Below are 19,962 nucleotides of genomic sequence, written 5' to 3' on the forward strand. Positions count from 1 at the left end.
CGGGAACATATCCAATAAAAAGAGATGTCGACCACTAAGGACGACATCTCTTTTTATTGGATATGGCGGTATACGCCAATAACTTTTCCAAGGATGCTTACATGACGAAGGACAATTGGCTCCATCGTAGAGTTTTCCGGCTGAAGACGAATCGAATCCTTTTCTTTAAAGAAGCGCTTGACTGTCGCCTCGTCATCTTCTGTCATTGCAACAACAATTTCTCCGTTATTAGCGGAATTCTGTTGTCTTACAATTACATAGTCACCGTCAAGTATCCCTGCTTCAATCATACTTTCTCCCATAATTTCCAACATAAATACTTGTTCATCACTTGGAGCAAGTCTTTCAGGAAGAGGAAAATACTCTTCTACATTCTCAATCGCTGTGATTGGTAAACCTGCAGTTACCTTACCGACAACAGGAACATTGATAATGTTGTATTTTGGTATATTGTTTTCTTCCAAATCTAGTATTTCAATTGCGCGTGGCTTTGTAGGGTCTCTTCTGATTAGGCCTTTGCTTTCCAATCTTGCCAAGTGCCCGTGTACAGTTGAACTTGAAGCAAGTCCGACAGCTTCCGCAATTTCTCTTACGGATGGCGGATAGCCTTTGAGGCGGACTTCTTCTTTTATGTATTCCAATATATCTAGTTGTCTTTTAGATAGCTTTTGCATTGTATGCACCTCGACTATTATTTCTTACAGCTAGTATAACATGGAATAAATATCGATACAAACATAAGTTCTGATTTTTTTGTTGACACAAAACATCTGTTCGTATTAAAATGCAAATATAAGCGAACGTACATTCTAAATAAAGGGTGATTTACAATGGTCGAAAAAATTTGGAGAAAACATTCATACTCTATCATACTTATAATATTCAGCTTAGTGACATGCTTTATCATCGCATTAAAGTCCAGTCATGCAGATACAGATAAATACATAAAGGTAACGGTTAGCAAAGGGGATTCCCTATGGGAGATTTCTGATCAATATGAGGGTTTATACAGCATGCCAAAAAAACAGTTTATCAAATGGGTGGAAGACCATAATGACATTGCCAGTAATCAGATTCAAACAGGAGAAGAGCTGGTTATTCCAGTCCTGCTAGAAAAGCAGAACACAATGCTTGCTGCAGACTAAAGCCGTAATAAACAATATTATGTTAATATGGATTGCAGATGCCGCTTGCTTATAAATTGCAGGCGGCATCTGTGTATTAAAAACTTGTTAATGGTGGTTATAAAATGGACGTTGTAATATATTGCAGAGTATCTACAGACAAAGGGGAACAGGCAACCTCTTTAGTAAGACAGGAAGAAGAGCTCCTCCAGCTCGCCAAAGAAAAGAATTTTCGTGTCTGTCAGATCATTAAAGAACAGGCAAGCGGTTTCGACCTCGAAAGAGATGGCCTGCTAGAGCTGCTTGAAATCATAAAGGAAGAGAATATCGCAGCCGTCTTGATACAGGATGAGACAAGACTGGGGAGGGGGAATGCAAAGATTGCTATACTGCACTGCATCTTGCGTGAAAAGGTAAAGCTTTACAGCATATCACATGCAGGAGAGCTGGTTTTATCTGATGCAGACTCCATGGTGCTGCAAATCGTTAGTCTTGTGGAAGAATACCAAAGAAAGATACATAATATTAAGATTAAAAGAGGTATGAACAGAGCGATTGAAAACGGCTATAAGCCAGCAGAAAACCTGCGGAATCAAGGCGTTCATTCAGGAAGAAGCCGCTTGGAAGTTCCAGTAGAAGAAGTGGTTAAGTTGAAGAAGAACGGACTAACCTTCGCAGAGATTGCGTCTACCCTTCGTGGTTTAGGCTATGAATTTTCGAAAGCGACGATTCATAGAAGATATCAAGAGTTTATGGATGAGAACAAAGACGCTGCCAAATAATGCTGATAAATGTAAAGCTGCACTTCTTTATGTTATAATGAATTTTTCATAAATAACTTAACTATGTTTCCATATATATTTCGGGGATTTCCGTAATGGAAGAAGGAAAGGAGAAAATGCAGATGATTTCAAATGAAAAGCTTAATCGCATAAACGAGTTGGCAAAAAAGAAAAAAGAACAAGGCTTAACTGAAGCAGAAGCAAAAGAACAAACTGCATTAAGAGCTGAATACTTAAAAACATTCCGTTCTAACATGCTTACAACACTAGAAGGTGTTAAAATCTATGACCCAAATGGTGATGATGTAACTCCTCAAAAAATTAAAGACATTCAAGAAAAGAAAAAATTGCACTAAAAAATCATGGCTTAGTTTGCCATGATTTTTTTTATTTCTGACGATTAACGGAATTTGTTAAAAAGTTGAAGATTTCACTTTCAATAAAGATGGTTAATGGAATCACAAGAGGTGAGAATGGAATGGATCAAACAGAAATCAAGGTGTACTTTAAAATCTACGCAGATGATTTTCCATTGGAGCAGGTTACAAAACGCTTGGATATATACCCAACAAAAATTTATAAAAAAGGTGACTTCATTAGAAAGATAAATGAAACGAAAAACTTAACTAGAAGCTATACATCTTGGGAACTCAGTACCGGGTATCAAGAATCTCTTGATACAGGAGAACTGATATCGCAAATAATAAGACAATTACAGGGGAAAACAACTGTTATAAATGATCTTAGAGAGGAATTTGGCTTAGAATGCAGTTTCGTTATCGTGATAAAAATTAATGATGGATATTCACCAAGTTTGCATTTAGATAGCCATTTAGTAGAATTCGCTTCCAAAATTGAAGCAGATTTTGATATCGATTTATATGCCAATCCTTACTAGAAAACATAAAATTTCTTTGTATGAAATTCAAAAAAATTTTAGGATTTTTTGTGAATTTGGTTAAGATATAATGAAAGAATTGGTAAACAGGGAGATTAAATAGTCATCATGGTATTTTTTTTTACCGAAATTGGGTTTATACTATAAAAGTCAGACATCTTATAATCTAATGAGTTGTGTTATAAAGCCGAGACATTTATTATAAGTATGTACGATTTATAAATGAGAGGATGTTAGTGAATGACAGAAACAATTGATAACTTAGCTATTAGTTCAATCCGCACATTAGCGATTGATAGTATTGAAAAAGCTAATTCCGGCCATCCTGGAATGCCAATGGGTGCAGCTCCGATGGCATATAAATTATGGACTTCTTTCATGAACCATAATCCAAAAAATCCAACTTGGTTTAACCGCGATCGCTTTGTTCTTTCTGCAGGCCACGGTTCTGCATTGCTATACAGCATGCTGCATTTATCCGGTTATGATTTATCAATCGAAGATTTAAAGCAATTCCGCCAATGGGGAAGCAAAACTCCTGGACATCCAGAATACAAGCACACAGCTGGTGTTGATGCAACAACAGGTCCACTAGGTCAAGGTATTGCAATGGCTGTTGGTATGGCAATGGCTGAAAGACATTTGGCTTCTGTTTATAACAGAGATTCATATCAAGTGGTAGATCACTTTACATACGGCATTTGCGGTGACGGCGACTTAATGGAAGGTGTTTCTGCAGAAGCAGCTTCACTTGCAGGTCACTTAAAGCTTGGAAGACTAGTTGTTCTTTATGATTCAAACGATATCTCATTGGACGGAGACTTGGACAAGTCCTTCTCTGAAAGTGTAGAACAACGCTTTAAGTCTTATGGATGGCAATACTTGCGTGTTGAAGATGGAAATGATCTTGCAGAATTGACAACTGCTTTGGAGGCAGCTAAATCAGATGAAAACCATCCAACATTGATTGAAGTGAAAACAGTTATCGGATTCGGTTCTCCAAACAAATCTGGTAAATCTGCTTCACATGGTGCTCCACTTGGTGCAGACGAAATCAAATTGACGAAAGAAGCATACAAATGGACTTTCGAAGAGGATTTCTATGTTCCTGAAGAGGTTTACGAGCATTTCAAAAAAACAATCGCTGAAAATGGTGCGAAAAAAGAGCAAGAGTGGACAGAACTTCTTAAACAATATGAAGGTGAATATCCAGAGCTTGCTAAACAATTCAAGCTTGCAATCGATGATAAATTGCCAGAAGGCTGGGATAAAGATATTCCTGTTTATGAAGAAGGCAAGAGCCTTGCAAGCCGTGCTTCTTCTGGAGAAGTGCTTAACGGTATTGCTAAAAACGTTCCTTCCTTCATTGGCGGTTCTGCTGACTTGGCAGGAAGCAACAACACAATGATTAAAGGAGAAAAAGATTTCACTCCTGAAAACTTTGCAGGCAGAAACATCTGGTTCGGAGTAAGGGAATTCGCAATGGGTGCTGCTATGAATGGTATCGCTCTTCACGGCGGATTAAGAATATTTGGAGGAACGTTCTTCGTATTCTCTGATTACCTTAAACCAGCAATCAGACTTGCAGCAATCATGGGCTTGCCTGTAACTTATGTCTTTACACATGACAGTATTGCAGTAGGTGAGGATGGTCCTACACATGAGCCGGTTGAACAGCTTGCTGGTTTGCGTGCATTGCCAAACCTTTCCGTAATTCGTCCAGCTGATGGTAATGAGACAGCTGCTGCTTGGAAGCTTTCTTTAGAATCAACGGACAAACCAACTGCTTTAGTATTGACTCGTCAAAACTTGCCGACTATTAAAGGGACGGATGTTAACGCATACGAAGGCGTTTCTAAAGGTGCATATGTCATTTCACCTGCAAGCAAAGAAACTCCAGATGCACTTCTAGTAGCAGCTGGTTCAGAGGTAGGACTTGCGGTTGAAGCACAAAAGGCATTAGAAACAGAAGGTATTTCTGTATCTGTTGTCAGCATGCCATCATGGGATCGCTTCGAACAGCAATCTGCTGAGTATAAAAACAGCGTTCTTCCAAAAACAGTGAAAAAACGTCTTGCAATTGAGATGGGAAGCTCACTAGGCTGGCATAGATATGCTGGAGACGAAGGCGAAGTATTGGCAATCGATACTTTCGGAGCTTCTGCACCAGGAAATAAAATTCTAGCAGAATATGGCTTTACAGTAGAAAATGTTGTAGCACGTCTTAAAGCAGTGCTTGATAACAACTAATATATACAGAAAAAAGAAGAGCAGATTGCTCTTCTTTTTTTTGAACAGAATCTCTCGAATATGCCAATAAATTTCGAATTCGACAAAACTAGTCTGTTTTTTTAACAGCTTGAGACACAACTTGTATATTTGCTTCCTTATAATAGAAGAAAAGAATGCAAATAGGCGGGTGTGCAAAGGGTATGAGAAAATATTATTTGTATTTGATTAAAGAGGATATAGCAACTGATTATCTTGGGAAAGAAAGAATGTTTTACAAATTATTTTCTGAGCATACTAAAACAGATGATTCCTTGCTTAAATTAGAGACGGCAAAGCAAATCGACTATATCACACTTCCTATATCTGTGTGGAGACTCCAGAAGCTATTGTTTGGCGATCTGCAAAAAAACAAAAGCTTCAAGCAGCAGGACAGCCATACATATTACATAGAAAACGGCAATTTAAGCAGTGCGCAGCTGAGGCTCACCAAACAATACATAGTTATTGAAGCAGAAGGATATTATGATGCTGAGTCGATTTTCTTTGAAATTTTGCGAAAAAATGAACCGTCCTTTTTGGCGATTGACGTGGAAAATGCCCGATTTGGCTGGTTAAAACCAATAAAAGAAAGAAATTTGATATGAACATGAGAAATTATTGGACAAATATTGTATAATATTCTTTGGTCTAGTACACTAAGTAATAGACAACATGAAGGAGGAAAAGATATATGCTATGGCTTTATATTCTAATTGGTGTTTTGGCACTGATTGCTGGACTAGCTATTGGGTTCTTCATCGCGCGTAGATACATGATGACTTACTTGAAGAACAACCCGCCAATTAACGAGCAAATGCTTAAAATGATGATGATGCAAATGGGAATGAAACCATCCCAAAAGAAAATCAATCAAATGATGGCTGCAATGAACAAACAACAAGGGAAATAAACCTTTGTGGTTGTAGGTTCTACGCTGTTACATAGCGTTTAATAGATAAAGGTTTCCCTAAAAATGCCTTGTAGAGTGAATCTTTCATCTAGAATTTACATCGCATTTGGTTTAACCTTCTGGTGTAACTTTCATCAAACTAATTTAAAACCACTTTTCCTGTGAAAACATAATCATAGGGAAAGTGGTTTTTTCATTGGAATTTGAAGATGTATTAAACGAGTATTTATATCATTGTGAAGCAATGGGTTTTACCCCATAGACCATGGTAAATAAACGTCAAGAGTACAAACAACTCAAACAGTACTAATGAAAAGCGTGGAATTGAACAATTAGAAAACATAACAATATTTGATTTAAAGTCCTATGTACGGCTAAAACAGAAGGATGGATTAAAGCCACAGAGTATAGTGTCTATGTTTAAGATGGTATCAGCTTTTTTTAGTTGGTGTGAGAAAGAAGGTTATATAAAGGAGAATATTACGAAAAAAGTCGCTACTCCTAAAGTACCTAAAAAGTTAATACAAGGGTTTTCTATAACTGAAGTACAAGCAATGATAGATGCTTTCAGTTATAAGAACAATCTTGAGACGAGAAATAAGGCAATTGTGGCTATGCTTGCAGATTGTGGTTTGAGATCAATTGAGATACGTGGATTATTAAGTAAAAATGTAAATGGCGTTACTATCTTGGTCAATGGTAAAGGGAATAGAGAGGAATGTTTTCATATCCCCAGCACTGAAAAGGATATTAAATGACTTTTCAAATGTTGCACAATCAAAAATAGATAAATTGAATGTTGTTCCTAGTAAGTATCATATTCACCATGCAATTACAGAATTTATTGAGTATATCGATACGCTTCAGGCTAAAACTTTAGAAGAGTGCATTACTTTATATCATACTAATAGGAGACATAGAGAAAGAATAGAAGCAATGTTATGATGTACAAGATTCAGTTGCTGATATGCACGACGATATGAGATCAATGAGCAATGAAATGCGTGATATTGAAAGAAACTCCAGATATTAAATAAATACATAAAATACAACCTTCAATTTTAATTGGGTGTTTTATTGATAAATGCAGACTTTTTATTAGTAATAATATAAGTGAAATTGAACACTAATAATAGGAATGGTATAATTTTTACTTGTACAGCATTAAGAGGGAGATGTAATAACCATCATGGATGTCATAATTGTTGATCTAGAAAATCAAATTACTTTCAACAAAGGGGAAAAACAATACATTATAGAGATTGGAGCTGCAAAAGTTAGAAACTCCAAAGTCATTTCTACTTTCAGGCGCATTGTTTTACCAAAGACAGGACACATAAGAAAATCATCTAGAAAAATGATCGGTATTACAGAGGCTGAAATGCGCAAGGGAATCCCTTTGGCTATAGCGATGAAGGAGTTTGAAAAGTGGATAGGTGAAGATGATTACTATATATGTACGTGGAGTCCATCTGACCTCAATATATTAATTAATAATTATTCAATTGACGCATATCCTATTTCCTGGTTAAAAAACTACACTGACATACAAAAACCAATTTCTAAAGTATTAGGAAGTCATCATCCTGTTAGCTTAAAAAAGGCTTTAGAATTTGCAAATATTAATCATGAAGGAAAGTTACATTCTGGACTGGATGATTCTATAAATACTGCACACTTATTTATTAAGTATGAAAATAAGATTCACTTATTTGAAAATAATATCAATGAATTATTAGTAAGTAATCTATATAAGAAGTGTCGAGAATGTGGGAAAATCGTATACCATAACGAAATTGAAAAAGGCAAATGTAAGCATTGTAGTAGTAAAGTAAGAAAAAAGGTGACTTTATAAAACAGGGAATTTAAAATGAAATTAGCCCATTATAGGGCTTTTTTATTTTATAATAATGTAAAAAGTAAATGGGGATTATTATGATTACAGAAAAGTATAACTTAAATCAATCAACGTTGGATTTTTTAATGGAATACACTAAGTTGGTTAAATCAGGTGAAGTTATTAGTAATCAGGAACTTATAGGTATATTCAAAACGTCTAAGTTTTATAGTGAAGAAGTGGAAACATATTATCCAACTGCAATTAGTAAGTCATTATGGTATGCAATACATAGAAGTGACCAGTGGTTAAAGTTAGGGAAAGGTAAATACAAGCGAATGGAAGTACAGTAATGGGCTTTTTATTTTGGATAAGCGTATAAAATAAAAAGCCTTCACTTATCCTTAGTGAAGGTTAGATCGGTGTATAACTTACTTCGCTTAATTATGTAAGTTACAGTAAAGTATATTATGGGAGTTTATGGTATGTAAACGAAGAACAAACACTATTTTTATTAATTCTTTTGTAAATAAACATAGATTTAAAAAAAGGGACATCGTTAGCTATTGAAACTGTTTATACATGACAGAAGGTGAGAAGTTTATCTACTATTGGTGGCTTTGGCTTTCTATTATTTTTGTTGGTGTGATTATAGTGGGAATATTTGAGTTTAGAAAAGAGAGACGATGAATAGTGAGTATGAATGAAATGGTTTGTGAACTATTGGCTAAAAAGATTTAAGCTTGTAATTGAAGATATAGCTAATCTACTTAATAAGGCGAGAATACCGCCAAGTTATAAAATTTTTAGTAAGGTGTTCGTTATTAAGAAGGAATTGTTTGTTATATCACCGAATACTAATAATAGTGGAGGTGTATTCAATATGAAAGAATATATTGTTTATTTTACTTATGGAAATGATGAAAAAAGAAGCTTGGTTATTCGGCACAATCATTTAAGCAATGCTACAGGCTTTATTTTAAAGAATCAGTGGATTCAGGATTCAGTTACAGGAGAATATTTTAATTTTGATAAAGTGTTAAGCTTCTCTGTTGAAGAAGCACCTAATGATTTTACGAGAGAGATGTATTAAGATAGAAAATTAGTACAAGGCATCCTGTTGGATGTCTTTTTTAAATATAAAGATTATTAGCAATGGTGAAAAACCAATAAATTTGTCGTTTTTTGCGATTGCCGGGGGAATAATTGAATATATTATTCCTCAAGAAAATCCCCCTCTTTTCATAAAGTGGGGGATTTTTTATTTAGAAACTTTTTTGGGATTAGCGGTAGTTTCCATTAATTTATTTATAAGTATATCTAGTTCCTGACTGCAGCTGATTACAATGGGTGAAGCAAAACCATGTTCTTTTGCAGCTTCAACTAATTTTTGTCTTTTTATTTCTATTAAGTAAACCAATTGCTGATTTGACATGGTATTAGTCCTTTCTAGCTTTATGATTCGTCGAACATCCTTGTTACTTAAATCATGTACATGCCGCCGAAATCTTATGCATCAAAAGTGTTATCTATTTCTTAAGCTATTAAAAAACTTTTACTATGCATGTCTATATCTTGATTATAGCGATTTATGGAATTTAATGCAAAAAATCTGTAAATATCATATTAAGGAAAGCTTGTCATATAGTATATGGATGGACATAAACAGGAGGGATTTGATGAGTGATATTAATTTGTTTATATCCTTAGGAGCAGGCTTCTTAAGCTTTCTATCTCCATGCTGTCTTCCGCTTTATCCGGCATTTCTCTCCTATATTACAGGAATGTCTGTTGGCAGTATGAAAAATAATGCTGTACTTCTACAAAGAACAAGCATTTTGCATACAATCTTTTTCCTGATAGGGTTTTCTTCGATTTTTTTTGCTTTAGCATTTAGCACTACGTTAATAGGGACATTATTTGAAGAGCATATGGAGTTGTTGAGAAAGGCAGGATCGATTATTATCATTGTTTTTGGTTTGTTTATATTAGAAATAATCAGACCGAAATTTTTAATGAAGGAACGGAGAATCACATTCCGTGAAAGGCCAGCTGGTTTTTTTGGTTCCTTTTTAATCGGAATAAGTTTTGCAGCAGGCTGGACACCATGCTCTGGACCAATTATAGGTGCTGTTCTTTACTTAGCGAGCACAAATCCAGCCTCGAGCATTCTCTATATGTTTGCCTATATTTTAGGGTTTGCGATTCCCTTTTTGCTGCTTTCCTTTTTCATTGGGAGTATGCCTGTCATTCAACGATACAGCAGGTCTTTTATGAGAATAGGAGGAGTTTTTATGATAATTATGGGAATTATTTTGTATTTTAATGGGCTAAATGTCATAATTCGAGCTCTTTCGCCAATCTTTGGAGGCTTCAAAGGCTTTTAAATTTTTTACTTTCCTGTATAATAATAGGTAAGGGAAATGCCCGCAAACTTATCAAAAAATAGTGATTGAAAAGATCACAAAGATTCGATATATTGTTTAAGGTGCTAATTTATAGATGGAAAAGTATTTGTCCGTTTTTTGTTGAGGAGGAACAACTATGGCAAGAATATTAATAGTAGACGATGCAAAATTTATGAGATTGACACTCTTTAACATACTAACCAAAGCAAACCATGAAGTGGTTGGTGAAGGAGAAAACGGGAAAGATGCTATTCGCCTGTATAGGGAATTAGATCCAGATCTAGTCACTATGGACATTACAATGCCAGAAATGAGTGGACTTGAAGCAGTCAAAGAAATAAAAAAAGAATTCCCAAATGCTAAAGTTGTTATGTGTTCAGCAATGGGACAGCAAAAAATGGTAGTAGAAGCAATTGAAGCAGGAGCAAAGGATTTTATTGTTAAGCCGTTTGATGAAAACAGAGTTTTAGATGCTGTCAATAGAGTATTGAGCTAATGTATAATGGAGTTTTTAGGGTATGATGCAAATCATATCCGTTTTTTAATTCTTTTAAAAAAAGCTAAATTTTGTTACTATATAATAGGATTAAATGATAATAGCCAATCGGCTGGCTTAAATAAAAAGGAGAGATGAGCAATGACATCAGTCATTCTATCATCAATTGTAGCTATTTTCATGGGGACATTTTTTATGGTCGTCCGAATGAAAGCGGCAAAAAAACCAGTATCAGCAAAAAAAATTATCTTGCCTCCAGTCATGATGAGCACAGGCGCGCTCATGTTCGTTTTTCCGATGTTTGCGGTAACGACAACGGAGATATTGGAATCTTGTATTATAGGTATGCTTTTTTCTATCTTGTTGATTAAAACCTCAAGTTTTGAGATAAAGGAAAATGATATATACTTGAAAAAGTCGAAAGCCTTTATTTTTATTTTATTTGGACTTCTTGCTGTTCGGATTGTCGCTAAATTAATCTTAAGCAGCTCCATAGATGTGGGAGCACTAAGCGGAATGTTCTGGATTCTTGCTTTTTCGATGATTGTACCTTGGAGAATAGCGATGTTAGTTAACTATAAAAAACTAGAAGCACAGCTTAAAGCTAGTTAAAGCCTTATCCTTTTTGGATAAGGTTTTTTATTATAGCAGGCTTTTCAAAAAAAGACGAGAACTAATACTAGGAAAGGGAGGGCGATGCAGGTGGATGGAGTATATTATGTTTATCATCTAGTTACAAGAAAGAAAATGGCGCTTGGCCAAGTTCTGAACTTTGATAGGAATGAAGCTAATAATCTTTATCGATTCTTTTTCGAAAGAGACTGGAAAAATTCTCAAGGAGAAGACTTTATGAGAATTTTCTATAATAACTTTTCAGCAGATGAACTGAACTTAAAGGACGAAGATGCAAAAGTTGCCTTTGAATATGTTGGCCAAACCGTTCGCGCTATTAGAGAAGTAATTGTAGAAATGGTAAGGCTTCAAGAATTTCCCGAATATCCTTCACGATTGTCTTGTTTGTATGCTGCCAAAAGCTATGAAGATGCATTAAAGTGGAAAGTATTATTTGATTCTTTTAACCGCAATGTTTTGCAAATTGTTAAATTAAAGGTTATAGGCAGTTGTTTTGAAGGTGATGGCAGTCTTCTGCCAAAAGAAGATGGGGCAACATTTGCACATAAGATCAAGGAAGCAAGAGAATATTGGAAAGAAAATATAGGAAATGAGCTTCCAGAACTTTTAATAAACGGCAGGATAGAAGTGGTAGAAATAGTAGATGATTATACATCCGAAGCATAGCTGCATAAAAATTTTTATAGTAGCAAATTACATGTTTTCCTCTATGGTTTGTGTGTTAGTAAAAACACCTCCCATTTCTGCAAAACAGGAGGTGTATTAAATCCTTCTAGTGAGGATAGTTATTCCGATTTTTCCAATCTTCATAGAAATTCTTCAATGTGCCGTGGATGCCATGTAAAGCTAATAATATTAAGTACAGCATCATAACAGTAGCAATCTCTCCTGTGATAAATGCAATCGCAGCAATTAACAGAGTGGAAAAAGTAAATAGCAATTTGTTATTCATCGTTTACCTCAAAAAGTATATGTATTTGAACACTAAGCGTGAACTAATTCATTTTAACATAATATTTACCATATAAGTCTAAGATTCTCATGACTTTTTTATATCTTATAGAAGTAAGCTGAAGTATAATGAAAGCGTATACTTATAATTGGGAAAATAGGAGGTAAATGGAATATGGGTAATTTGCTTCTCGATGAAAAGTTTGAAAATACAAAGTTGAACAGCTTGCTTCAGTGGCGGTGTGAGCCGCGAAAATGGTACGTCGATGAAAAAAGCTCGCAATTAGTGTTAGAAACAGATCAGGAAACAGATTATTGGCAAAAAACACATTATGGCTTTCAAGCAGACAATGGGCACTTTCTGTTTATAGAAACAGATAAGAACTTCAGGATGACAACAAAGGTAAAAACATACCCGAAATCAAAGTATGATCATGCAGGTTTGATGATTCGCTATTCACAAGATGTCTGGGTTAAAACTTCTTTAGAATATATCACAGATGAGCTCAGTAAATTAGGAGCTGTCGTTACTAATCAAGGGTACTCGGACTGGTCGACTCAAAAAGCGGAATCTAATGAGACAAATCTGTACTTCCGAATATCGAGAATAGCTCAAAACTGCTATGTTGACTTTTCGTGGAATGGTAATGACTGGTCGCAAATACGTTTAGCTCATTTGGATATTCCCAATGACGCACCAATTTCTGCTGGAGTATTCGCATGCAGTCCTCAAGGAAAGGAACAAACTGTGCAATTTGAATTTTTGACAATAGAAGAGCTTTCAGCAGATCCGAACGAAGCTTACCTTTAAAAGTTGCCAATAGGCAGCTCTTTTTTTTACTTACATCCAGTCTGCTATTAGACTTTTACCTCCATCGCTTTTCTTTTTTCTATGAATCTTATTCCTTCATCTATTACAAAAAATAAAATAGAGCTGATTAATGAAAATAACGTAAAAAACCATAATAGAAAGAAGGGAAGGAAACCAAATAAAATATGTAATCCAAAGGTAAATGCCATTCTTCCTTCAGGAAGTTTGTTTGCTATTTTTTCGATAAGGATGGAAACAGGGAGACCGTAAAGCAATAATCCTAACCCTATATAAACGGAATACATAAATAAATCACCAATAAAGTCTGATTGCATTTCCATTTCAGAAAACCATAAATTTGCAGGCAATAATATTGTAATGAATGAAAGAGATAAAAGGAAGGTAAACATGCAAGCAAGTAATTTTCTTTTTAACATAGTTTCTGCTCCTTATATTTCTGAAAAGATATTTCTTTTGTGTTTGTTTTAGAAAATTATACCATATCCATATACACTTTATTCCACTTTCTGTTAAAGTAACAATAAATACAAAAGGAGGAGGTCTATATGAAACAAGTTCCCCGCTTTACAGATTATTATGATAATCAACTTCTCGAAATTGATGAACAAATTTGTTCTTTATTACAACAACGTAAAATCCTTTCCAACGATAATCCAGGTGTACCACCTGAAGAAATTCTTTCTAGCTGGGCAAATCAGTACGAACTTTATCCGAACTTTTTATATCAATTATTTGGAGCAATGAATTATGATCACATATTTAAATCGACAATAGAACCAGTTGGTTTCAGAAAACAGATTGCTGTGCAAAAAGGTAAAGGAGATAGCTGGCCGTTTTTATTCCTTAACCGTTATTCGCCAGTATGAGAATACTAGTGTCATAAAGCTTCATGTTGACTGGGAAGAGTCTGAAGAGACGCCAATTATGACCAGAATCAAGAAACAAAATCCTACCTACGCTTTAAATATTACCGACAAGCAATATGAGTGCCGAAACAATCGATCAGGCGGTTCAACAGGACATTATACATATAGTTTTATTGTTTCTCCAGCCCTACCAGATGATGTTTCAGGCATTCGTTTAGTATTTAAAGAATATAGAGATTTTTTAATGGATGAACCAACAGGGCTTGAAATAAAAATGAATCTATAGAACTGTGAAGGTGCTTATCAGCAGAGCCTTACTGTATCTTCGTTTATCAAAATTAGGGGAGGCAAAGCTTGTATCAAGTGTGATATGGAAATATCAGATAGCGGTAAGGCGATGAAATACTATAAGTTGTATTTCTTGCGTTTCACCATTAATGAACAAATAATAAGCTCACTAGTTCCTTTCTTCACCAATAACAAGAAAAAAGAAAACCAGTAAAGGGGTTTAATAATGGCTAATAATACGCTCATAATTTCCATGATTGTTAATTTATTTCTGCAATTAATACCTATTATCATTATAGGAGCTATCGCTTGGATTAGTCTTTCCCGAATAGCCAAAAGACTCGAACAAAAAGCGGAGGAAAGACTAATGCTAGAAAGGGAAAATTCAGCAAGAATAAACCAAAGATTAGATGAATTGAATCAAAGATTAGTAGTTATAGAGAAGATGCTTAAAGAAGTTGAATAACTTAAGAAATGATGACAAACAGCTTCCTAATCCTGGGAAGTTGTTTTTCATCATATTTTACAAGGTAAGAAGAGGGATTTATTGGATATATCCCGAATGGTTCTCCTATATACCATGATAGATTATTGAGGTGCGCTTATGAAACTCGGGTTGAGAAGAAATGAAGTGAAACTAAGTCAGTATTCGATGCAATGGGATAAAGAATACATAAAAATAAAGCAGGCTATTCTGCATGTGCTTCCACAATTAAGGAATAGAGTGGAGCATATTGGCAGTACAGCAATCAAAGGAATGACAGCTAAACCAGTACTGGATTTAGCAGTAGGAATAGATGATTTAACAAAAGTTGACCAAAAATTTTTTTATGCATTAAAAAAATTAGGCTTTTTCAGGCTGCGTGTTGAAAGGCCGGAGGAAATCGTACTAGCAAAATTTACAGACGATACCTTTGAAGAAAAAACTCATTATCTCCATCTTGTTGAATATAATAAAGACCTTTGGAATAATTTCATCTTTTTTAGGGATTATTTAAATTCAAATAAAACAGCACGAGACATGTATACAAATCTTAAGACTAGTTTTATAGAGAAATATCCTACTGCCGGTATTGATAAATATACGGACTATAAGGCGCAATTTGTAGAAGATATTTATAAACGGAGAAAGGATTAATCGGTGCATGAACACTATTGTTGGAGGCGATTATGTCAAAAAATAATAAAGCTCAAAGCGGCATTGAAATTAAGGATTATGATGAAAAATGGGAAGAGAGTTTTGGTCTTATTAAGCATGTTATAAAATCAGCTCTTGGTGACCTTATACTCTATGTGGAGCATGTCGGAAGTACAGCAGTAAGAGGGCTTGGAGCGAAACCGATTTTAGATATTGATATCGTCATCGAAGATTATCGTATTCTTCCTGCTGTAGTCAAAGGACTGGAGGAAATAGGCTATTATCATCAGCAAGAATGGAGCTTTGAAGGCAGAGAAGCGTTTGGGAGAAGAGATTGTTTCGTTCCATGGGATAATCATTGTACAGATTGGCTGGAACATCATTTGTATGTATGTGATAAAGGAAGTGAAGAATTAGCTAGGCATCTTGCCTTTCGCAACTACCTTCGTAAGAATGCAGAAGCAGCAGCCGAATATACTAAATTAAAAAAAGACCTTGCAAGAACGGCAAAAGACAGGCAAGCATATACAAATGGCAAAACGGAATTTATCAGAGACATATTAAATAAAGAATGAAAGTGGAAGGGACTGTAAAAAAGGTCTAGTAGTAGTTTTTACAGTAAATTAATTACGTTTTAGAAACTTTTCCCAAATGAGTCCGTAAAGATACATGTAATAATTCAGGAGGTGTCTATATGAAAGAAAATAGAAGGGTCACACCAGAAGAATTCGCACATAAATTTTTAGATGGAGATTTTTTAAGCATTTATTCTCAAACAACAGAAGAATTTAAACAGGAAGTATCATTTGAACAATTAAAGGAACTCGGAGAATCCTTCAATAGCGGAGTAGACTGCTTTTCCTTAGAAATGAAAACAAATTTGAATAGAGATTTAACACAATATTTGTGGTTAGACAGCAGCCGAGACAAGGCTATGGTGGTTTTCTTTGCCCCGGATAATGTCATACATGGAATAAGACTTGCCCCCTTTATTTCCTATCCAGAAAGTGACCGTCAATTTAGCCGAAATGCTTATATAATGCCAATTAAAGAAGAATGGTTTGTTTTTTGGGGCGGCACTAATCAATTTATTAACTATCATTATCCTTATGAAAATCAAAGATATGCATATGATTTAGTCATTATGAAGGATGGTCTATCCTACCATGATTCTAGAAACAATCTGAGTAATTATTATGCCTTTAATAAAGAAATAACTGCACCAGCAGATGGCAAGATTGTAAAAATAGTAGATGGTATGAAAGACAATGCTATAGGTGAATTGAATTCGGAATATCCTGAAGGAAATTGCGTAATCATGGAACACCGCAATAATGAGTTTAGTATGCTTGCCCATTTAAAACAGGATTCCATTGTTGTAAAAGAAGGAGATTCAATAACGAAAGGTCAATTAATTGCTTTATGCGGTAATTCAGGTAATTCAACAGAACCTCATTTGCATTTTCAAGTTATGAATTCATCAAACTACCGAGAGGGTTCATCCATTCGTATTCGGTTTGAGAAAGGGTTAGATCCTATCCAAGGAGATTTTATTAGTCCTGCTGTCTTTTCCTAAAATAGAAAATGTTAGTTGCTGCAATACAGCCATTTTTGTATTACGCCTAGTACGTTATTCGTTCGGAGGAGAAAATAATGAATTTAGGGAATCCAATAGCTACAGGCAATACAGCCAATCTATATTTATTGGACAGTAAAATAATGAAAGTTTTTAAAGATTTTTTACCGCAGGGTGAAGCTTATTATGAAGCTGAAAAACAACAGTATGCTTATTCTAAAGGGCTTAATGCTCCTAAAGTACTGGAAGTGAAAAATATAAATGACAGTCAGGCAATCGTTATGGAGTATATTTACGGGGAAACATTGGGGCAGCAATTATTAAATGATTTAGAGCATGCGGAGCGATACATGAAGCTTTTAATTAACGTACAAACATCCATTCATGCAGTTATAGTTGAAGCCGATGCATTAGAGCCTCTGCCAGAAAGACTCAAATCTAAGCTTCAAGCGGTTTCTTGTTTAAATGACATACAAAAGCAAGCCTTGCTTCTAAAATTGAAGAGTTTAAAGCATGAACACAGACTTTGTCATGGAGATCTTCATCCGTTTAATCTAATTGCAACAGACAAGGAAGTTTATATCATTGATTGGGTGGATGCTAGTGCTGGTGATAGGCAGGCAGATATATGCCGAACTTATTTATTGTTTTTGTCATTTTCTATAGAGTTAGCCGAGCTTTATATAGATATGTATTGTAAACATACAACCATTCTTAAAGGTGAAATACTCGAGTGGTTGCCAATAATCGCAGGCGCAAGGTTATATGAAAATGTATCTGTGGAAGAAAACAAACTATTGATGAAAATGGTAAACGAATACTGCAGCTGATAAAGCTGATTTTTACAGGATATACGTAAAAAATAAAACTTAGAAAAGGAGGATAATGGTGAGTGGAAAACTAATAAGAGTAAGCACAACTTATATCCCAGTTACTAATGTAGACCTTTCTGCAGTATGGTATGTCCCGGAATTCAGGTGCGGAGTTGAGTTATAAGGATGCTGATAAGGCTATCCCTAAACCTGGCAAACCAAAGCTTATTTTTAGTTGCATCCCAACCTAACCAAACTGCAAACTTTTTGGATATATATGGTCAAGAACATTTCTCCATGACATTCGAAGTTAATGGATTACGCGAATTAGAAGCATTACATAGCGAGTTTGTTTATAAAAAAATCCAAGTTGGTGACATAGAAGATAGAGGACACTCAGGACGTAACTTTGTATTTTCAGATATTGATGGCAATAAATTTGATGTTTGCAGTGAATGGAGTCCCAGTTTTAATATTTAGGTGAGTCGTTGGAATGTTAAGGCTGCAGTCTAGCAAATAAGAGATTAACAGCGTATATCGTTTATGATAATGAGTATATTTGTGGTCTATTAGATGATGGTCTTTTTAATGAAGGGCATGTTGAGGATATCGATGAGCTTAATACAAATACAGCAAATTTTGTCATACAAGCTTCTAGATTATTTGCACAAGCTCTTAAAAAGCTTTACCAGCCGGATTGTATAACGAGATGCCAAAATCGCGGCATCTTTAGCGAGTTATCTCATTTTCATATGCATGTTGTACCACGCTATAAGCATCAATCTTTTGCAGATTTTTACTTGGATACCTATCACAATAGCCATTTACAGAGAAGATTAGCAGAAACAAAGGAGAAACTAAAAGAAACCATTAAAAAATAGAGAAGGAAGATTTATGGCCCAATACTTTATAGATAGAAAATGCGAAGCAGAGAACTGTGATTCAAGGGGAAATCGTCCATTGAAAAATTGGGAAGGAACAGCATTAAACTGGTATTGTGAGGAGCACTTAAAAGTATATTGGCTGCGAAGAAACACTAAGTTAGAAGCATTCATTCAATTAAATAGAGATATCGAGAAACGGAAAACGCTCAGTGAGAGGCATTTAAAACTATATAAATTATATACAGAGGAAAAGTCTTAAAAGTTGCTAGAAGGACAGATAATTAAATAGGTCGGTACCTTTCTATCCCAGTTGGATACTCCGATCAAAAATCAATAAATATTAGTCTAACTATATGAAGGGTGATTAACATAAAACGGATAGCTAAAAAGGGTCACTGGCTTTTGTTCATATATGTTTGTTTTTCTTTTTTGAAAGATATTACTTCTGCTGTAAACATATCGGTAAAAATACTTTCAGGTCTATGTTTATTGGCAGGATTATTTGTTGTATTAGTTATAGAAAAAAGGATGGTTAAGGAATAAAAAATTTGTTGTGCTTAAAACGCAAAATGAAAGGCAGGTGCGCACCTCCCCTTAAGGGATGCTTTGCACCAGCCTTTTTTATATATAAAAGATGTTTAATATCATCTGAATGGGTTGTGTTGAATGATTTGATGTCCTAATACAGCTACACCTGTTACTAATACTCCATTTATGATGGCTGAAAGGTTAAATCCATAAGCAAAAGTTCCAAGAATGATGGAGAATGCTAGTAAAATCCAAATAATTAGCCAATTAGGGATTTTGGGTGTTTGTTTAAGTGCATATCCAATCACCCATAGAACTGGTATGAAAACATAATAATTTTCGTTTATAAATGCCTTTAGAAGCTCCAATTCCATGTAGGTTCCCTCCTTTAATCCTCTTATGCTTCCATTCTATGAAAAAATCCTTTCTTTCGTTTGTTTGCATACCTATGAATAAAATATTTATAAAAATAACGGTGCATTCCCCCTGTCCTTTTTAGCACCATATGTCTATATAGAAAGGGAAAGGAGGTGATGTTAATCATGGCACAAATCGTGTTGAAAGAAACTAGTATTAAGCTGCATTTTCAAAACGGTGTTAAGGAAAATGGTGACCCCCAGTTAAGCAGCAAAACCTTTAATCTCGTCAAGCCAACTGCTTCTGCTGATCAGATTCTGCAGGCAGCCGACTCTATTGAACGATTGTGAGTTTCCCTGTTTATTCTGTAA

Annotated in this window: 31 protein-coding genes and 1 pseudogene; 27 read left to right on the forward strand and 5 right to left on the reverse strand. The window is 35.0% G+C overall.

Annotated features, from left to right (window positions below):
* Nucleotides 1-53: 53 nt before the first annotated feature.
* Nucleotides 54-674: a transcriptional repressor LexA gene (gene lexA, locus MKX82_RS08845; RefSeq protein WP_233314068.1), complete on the reverse strand. Its 621-nt coding sequence runs from the start codon at nucleotides 672-674 to the stop codon at nucleotides 54-56.
* A gap of 156 nt (nucleotides 675-830) precedes the next feature.
* Here lexA and yneA point away from each other — a divergent pair, with 156 nt between their 5' ends.
* The 11 genes from yneA to MKX82_RS08900 all read left to right on the forward strand — a co-directional run bounded on the left by yneA (nucleotide 831) and on the right by MKX82_RS08900 (nucleotide 8,915).
* Nucleotides 831-1,145 carry a cell division suppressor protein YneA gene (gene yneA / locus MKX82_RS08850; protein ID WP_233314067.1) on the forward strand — a complete coding sequence of 105 codons (315 nt, stop codon included), beginning with the start codon at nucleotides 831-833 and terminating at the stop codon, nucleotides 1,143-1,145.
* Between the two features lie 104 nt (nucleotides 1,146-1,249).
* Nucleotides 1,250-1,906: a YneB family resolvase-like protein gene (locus MKX82_RS08855; protein ID WP_341076501.1), complete on the forward strand. Its 657-nt coding sequence runs from the start codon at nucleotides 1,250-1,252 to the stop codon at nucleotides 1,904-1,906.
* A 122-nt stretch (nucleotides 1,907-2,028) separates the two neighbouring features.
* The gene (locus MKX82_RS08860) at nucleotides 2,029-2,262 is read left to right on the forward strand and encodes a DUF896 domain-containing protein (RefSeq protein WP_233314065.1); all 234 of its coding nucleotides are present in this window, start codon (nucleotides 2,029-2,031) and stop codon (nucleotides 2,260-2,262) included.
* Nucleotides 2,263-2,384: 122 nt separating this feature from the next.
* On the forward strand, nucleotides 2,385-2,804 hold the full coding sequence (locus tag MKX82_RS08865) for a DUF4279 domain-containing protein (protein WP_233314064.1): 420 nt from the start codon (nucleotides 2,385-2,387) through the stop codon (nucleotides 2,802-2,804).
* A 240-nt stretch (nucleotides 2,805-3,044) separates the two neighbouring features.
* Nucleotides 3,045-5,054, forward strand: a complete 2,010-nt coding sequence (tkt, locus tag MKX82_RS08870; protein WP_233314063.1) for a transketolase — start codon at nucleotides 3,045-3,047, stop codon at nucleotides 5,052-5,054.
* Nucleotides 5,055-5,236: 182 nt separating this feature from the next.
* Nucleotides 5,237-5,680 carry a sporulation inhibitor of replication protein SirA gene (sirA, locus tag MKX82_RS08875; protein ID WP_233314062.1) on the forward strand — a complete coding sequence of 148 codons (444 nt, stop codon included), beginning with the start codon at nucleotides 5,237-5,239 and terminating at the stop codon, nucleotides 5,678-5,680.
* 86 nt (nucleotides 5,681-5,766) lie between these two features.
* Nucleotides 5,767-5,985 (forward strand): YneF family protein, encoded by a 219-nt coding sequence (locus MKX82_RS08880; RefSeq protein ID WP_127741347.1) that lies wholly within the window; start codon nucleotides 5,767-5,769, stop codon nucleotides 5,983-5,985.
* Between the two features lie 416 nt (nucleotides 5,986-6,401).
* Nucleotides 6,402-6,743 carry a tyrosine-type recombinase/integrase gene (locus MKX82_RS08885; RefSeq protein WP_341076515.1) on the forward strand — a complete coding sequence of 114 codons (342 nt, stop codon included), beginning with the start codon at nucleotides 6,402-6,404 and terminating at the stop codon, nucleotides 6,741-6,743.
* A gap of 431 nt (nucleotides 6,744-7,174) precedes the next feature.
* Nucleotides 7,175-7,840, forward strand: a complete 666-nt coding sequence (locus tag MKX82_RS08890; RefSeq protein WP_341076518.1) for a 3'-5' exonuclease — start codon at nucleotides 7,175-7,177, stop codon at nucleotides 7,838-7,840.
* Between the two features lie 80 nt (nucleotides 7,841-7,920).
* Nucleotides 7,921-8,175 carry a hypothetical protein gene (locus MKX82_RS08895; protein WP_341076520.1) on the forward strand — a complete coding sequence of 85 codons (255 nt, stop codon included), beginning with the start codon at nucleotides 7,921-7,923 and terminating at the stop codon, nucleotides 8,173-8,175.
* Nucleotides 8,176-8,525: 350 nt separating this feature from the next.
* Nucleotides 8,526-8,915 (forward strand): hypothetical protein, encoded by a 390-nt coding sequence (locus MKX82_RS08900; protein WP_237941309.1) that lies wholly within the window; start codon nucleotides 8,526-8,528, stop codon nucleotides 8,913-8,915.
* A 168-nt stretch (nucleotides 8,916-9,083) separates the two neighbouring features.
* Here MKX82_RS08900 and MKX82_RS08905 read toward each other — a convergent pair whose 3' ends face one another.
* Nucleotides 9,084-9,257, reverse strand: coding sequence for an aspartyl-phosphate phosphatase Spo0E family protein (locus tag MKX82_RS08905; protein WP_233314057.1), 174 nt, complete (start codon nucleotides 9,255-9,257; stop codon nucleotides 9,084-9,086).
* Nucleotides 9,258-9,501: 244 nt separating this feature from the next.
* Between MKX82_RS08905 and MKX82_RS08910 the strand changes: the two genes are divergently transcribed.
* From MKX82_RS08910 to MKX82_RS08925, 4 genes are all read left to right on the forward strand, one after another.
* On the forward strand, nucleotides 9,502-10,209 hold the full coding sequence (locus tag MKX82_RS08910) for a cytochrome c biogenesis CcdA family protein (RefSeq protein ID WP_233314056.1): 708 nt from the start codon (nucleotides 9,502-9,504) through the stop codon (nucleotides 10,207-10,209).
* A gap of 157 nt (nucleotides 10,210-10,366) precedes the next feature.
* The gene (locus MKX82_RS08915; RefSeq protein WP_233314055.1) at nucleotides 10,367-10,726 is read left to right on the forward strand and encodes a response regulator; all 360 of its coding nucleotides are present in this window, start codon (nucleotides 10,367-10,369) and stop codon (nucleotides 10,724-10,726) included.
* Nucleotides 10,727-10,867: 141 nt separating this feature from the next.
* The gene (locus MKX82_RS08920) at nucleotides 10,868-11,338 is read left to right on the forward strand and encodes a CcdC family protein (RefSeq protein WP_233314054.1); all 471 of its coding nucleotides are present in this window, start codon (nucleotides 10,868-10,870) and stop codon (nucleotides 11,336-11,338) included.
* Nucleotides 11,339-11,473: 135 nt separating this feature from the next.
* A complete protein-coding gene (locus MKX82_RS08925) occupies nucleotides 11,474-12,025 on the forward strand; it encodes a DUF2441 domain-containing protein (protein WP_341079482.1) in 552 nt (183 codons plus the stop codon).
* 106 nt (nucleotides 12,026-12,131) lie between these two features.
* On the opposite strand, the gene MKX82_RS08930 is transcribed toward MKX82_RS08925, so the two are convergent.
* Entirely contained in the window at nucleotides 12,132-12,311 is a 180-nt protein-coding gene (locus tag MKX82_RS08930; protein WP_341076528.1) for a hypothetical protein, read from the reverse strand.
* 174 nt (nucleotides 12,312-12,485) lie between these two features.
* On the opposite strand from MKX82_RS08930, the gene MKX82_RS08935 reads away from it, so the two are divergent.
* A complete protein-coding gene (locus MKX82_RS08935) occupies nucleotides 12,486-13,121 on the forward strand; it encodes a DUF1349 domain-containing protein (protein ID WP_233314052.1) in 636 nt (211 codons plus the stop codon).
* Nucleotides 13,122-13,168: 47 nt separating this feature from the next.
* Here the strand turns inward: MKX82_RS08935 and MKX82_RS08940 are convergent, their stop codons facing one another.
* The gene (locus MKX82_RS08940) at nucleotides 13,169-13,558 is read right to left on the reverse strand and encodes a hypothetical protein (protein ID WP_233314051.1); all 390 of its coding nucleotides are present in this window, start codon (nucleotides 13,556-13,558) and stop codon (nucleotides 13,169-13,171) included.
* A gap of 129 nt (nucleotides 13,559-13,687) precedes the next feature.
* Here MKX82_RS08940 and MKX82_RS08945 point away from each other — a divergent pair, with 129 nt between their 5' ends.
* The 10 genes and pseudogenes from MKX82_RS08945 (at nucleotide 13,688) to MKX82_RS08990 (ending at nucleotide 18,965) form a co-directional block, all read left to right on the forward strand.
* Nucleotides 13,688-14,008 (forward strand): hypothetical protein, encoded by a 321-nt coding sequence (locus MKX82_RS08945; RefSeq protein WP_341076534.1) that lies wholly within the window; start codon nucleotides 13,688-13,690, stop codon nucleotides 14,006-14,008.
* A 58-nt stretch (nucleotides 14,009-14,066) separates the two neighbouring features.
* The gene (locus MKX82_RS08950; RefSeq protein ID WP_341076535.1) at nucleotides 14,067-14,294 is read left to right on the forward strand and encodes a hypothetical protein; all 228 of its coding nucleotides are present in this window, start codon (nucleotides 14,067-14,069) and stop codon (nucleotides 14,292-14,294) included.
* An 84-nt stretch (nucleotides 14,295-14,378) separates the two neighbouring features.
* The gene (locus tag MKX82_RS08955; RefSeq protein ID WP_341076536.1) at nucleotides 14,379-14,510 is read left to right on the forward strand and encodes a hypothetical protein; all 132 of its coding nucleotides are present in this window, start codon (nucleotides 14,379-14,381) and stop codon (nucleotides 14,508-14,510) included.
* 12 nt (nucleotides 14,511-14,522) lie between these two features.
* Nucleotides 14,523-14,762: a hypothetical protein gene (locus MKX82_RS08960; protein WP_233314049.1), complete on the forward strand. Its 240-nt coding sequence runs from the start codon at nucleotides 14,523-14,525 to the stop codon at nucleotides 14,760-14,762.
* A 138-nt stretch (nucleotides 14,763-14,900) separates the two neighbouring features.
* The gene (locus MKX82_RS08965; protein WP_233314048.1) at nucleotides 14,901-15,434 is read left to right on the forward strand and encodes a GrpB family protein; all 534 of its coding nucleotides are present in this window, start codon (nucleotides 14,901-14,903) and stop codon (nucleotides 15,432-15,434) included.
* A 32-nt stretch (nucleotides 15,435-15,466) separates the two neighbouring features.
* Entirely contained in the window at nucleotides 15,467-16,009 is a 543-nt protein-coding gene (locus MKX82_RS08970; protein WP_341076537.1) for a GrpB family protein, read from the forward strand.
* Between the two features lie 119 nt (nucleotides 16,010-16,128).
* Nucleotides 16,129-17,010 (forward strand): M23 family metallopeptidase, encoded by an 882-nt coding sequence (locus MKX82_RS08975; RefSeq protein ID WP_341076541.1) that lies wholly within the window; start codon nucleotides 16,129-16,131, stop codon nucleotides 17,008-17,010.
* A gap of 77 nt (nucleotides 17,011-17,087) precedes the next feature.
* Nucleotides 17,088-17,840 (forward strand): aminoglycoside phosphotransferase family protein, encoded by a 753-nt coding sequence (locus MKX82_RS08980; RefSeq protein ID WP_341076544.1) that lies wholly within the window; start codon nucleotides 17,088-17,090, stop codon nucleotides 17,838-17,840.
* A gap of 58 nt (nucleotides 17,841-17,898) precedes the next feature.
* Nucleotides 17,899-18,302 (forward strand): annotated as a pseudogene (locus MKX82_RS08985) (VOC family protein).
* Between the two features lie 480 nt (nucleotides 18,303-18,782).
* Nucleotides 18,783-18,965: a hypothetical protein gene (locus tag MKX82_RS08990; protein WP_341076546.1), complete on the forward strand. Its 183-nt coding sequence runs from the start codon at nucleotides 18,783-18,785 to the stop codon at nucleotides 18,963-18,965.
* Between the two features lie 385 nt (nucleotides 18,966-19,350).
* Here MKX82_RS08990 and MKX82_RS08995 read toward each other — a convergent pair whose 3' ends face one another.
* Nucleotides 19,351-19,608, reverse strand: a complete 258-nt coding sequence (locus MKX82_RS08995) for a phage holin family protein (RefSeq protein ID WP_233314042.1) — start codon at nucleotides 19,606-19,608, stop codon at nucleotides 19,351-19,353.
* Between the two features lie 168 nt (nucleotides 19,609-19,776).
* On the opposite strand from MKX82_RS08995, the gene MKX82_RS09000 reads away from it, so the two are divergent.
* Nucleotides 19,777-19,941: a DUF1659 domain-containing protein gene (locus MKX82_RS09000; protein ID WP_341076548.1), complete on the forward strand. Its 165-nt coding sequence runs from the start codon at nucleotides 19,777-19,779 to the stop codon at nucleotides 19,939-19,941.
* Nucleotides 19,942-19,962 lie beyond the last annotated feature (21 nt).

It is taken from the genome of Niallia sp. FSL R7-0271 (assembly GCF_038005785.1).
In the GTDB taxonomy this organism is placed as follows: domain Bacteria; phylum Bacillota; class Bacilli; order Bacillales; family Cytobacillaceae; genus Niallia.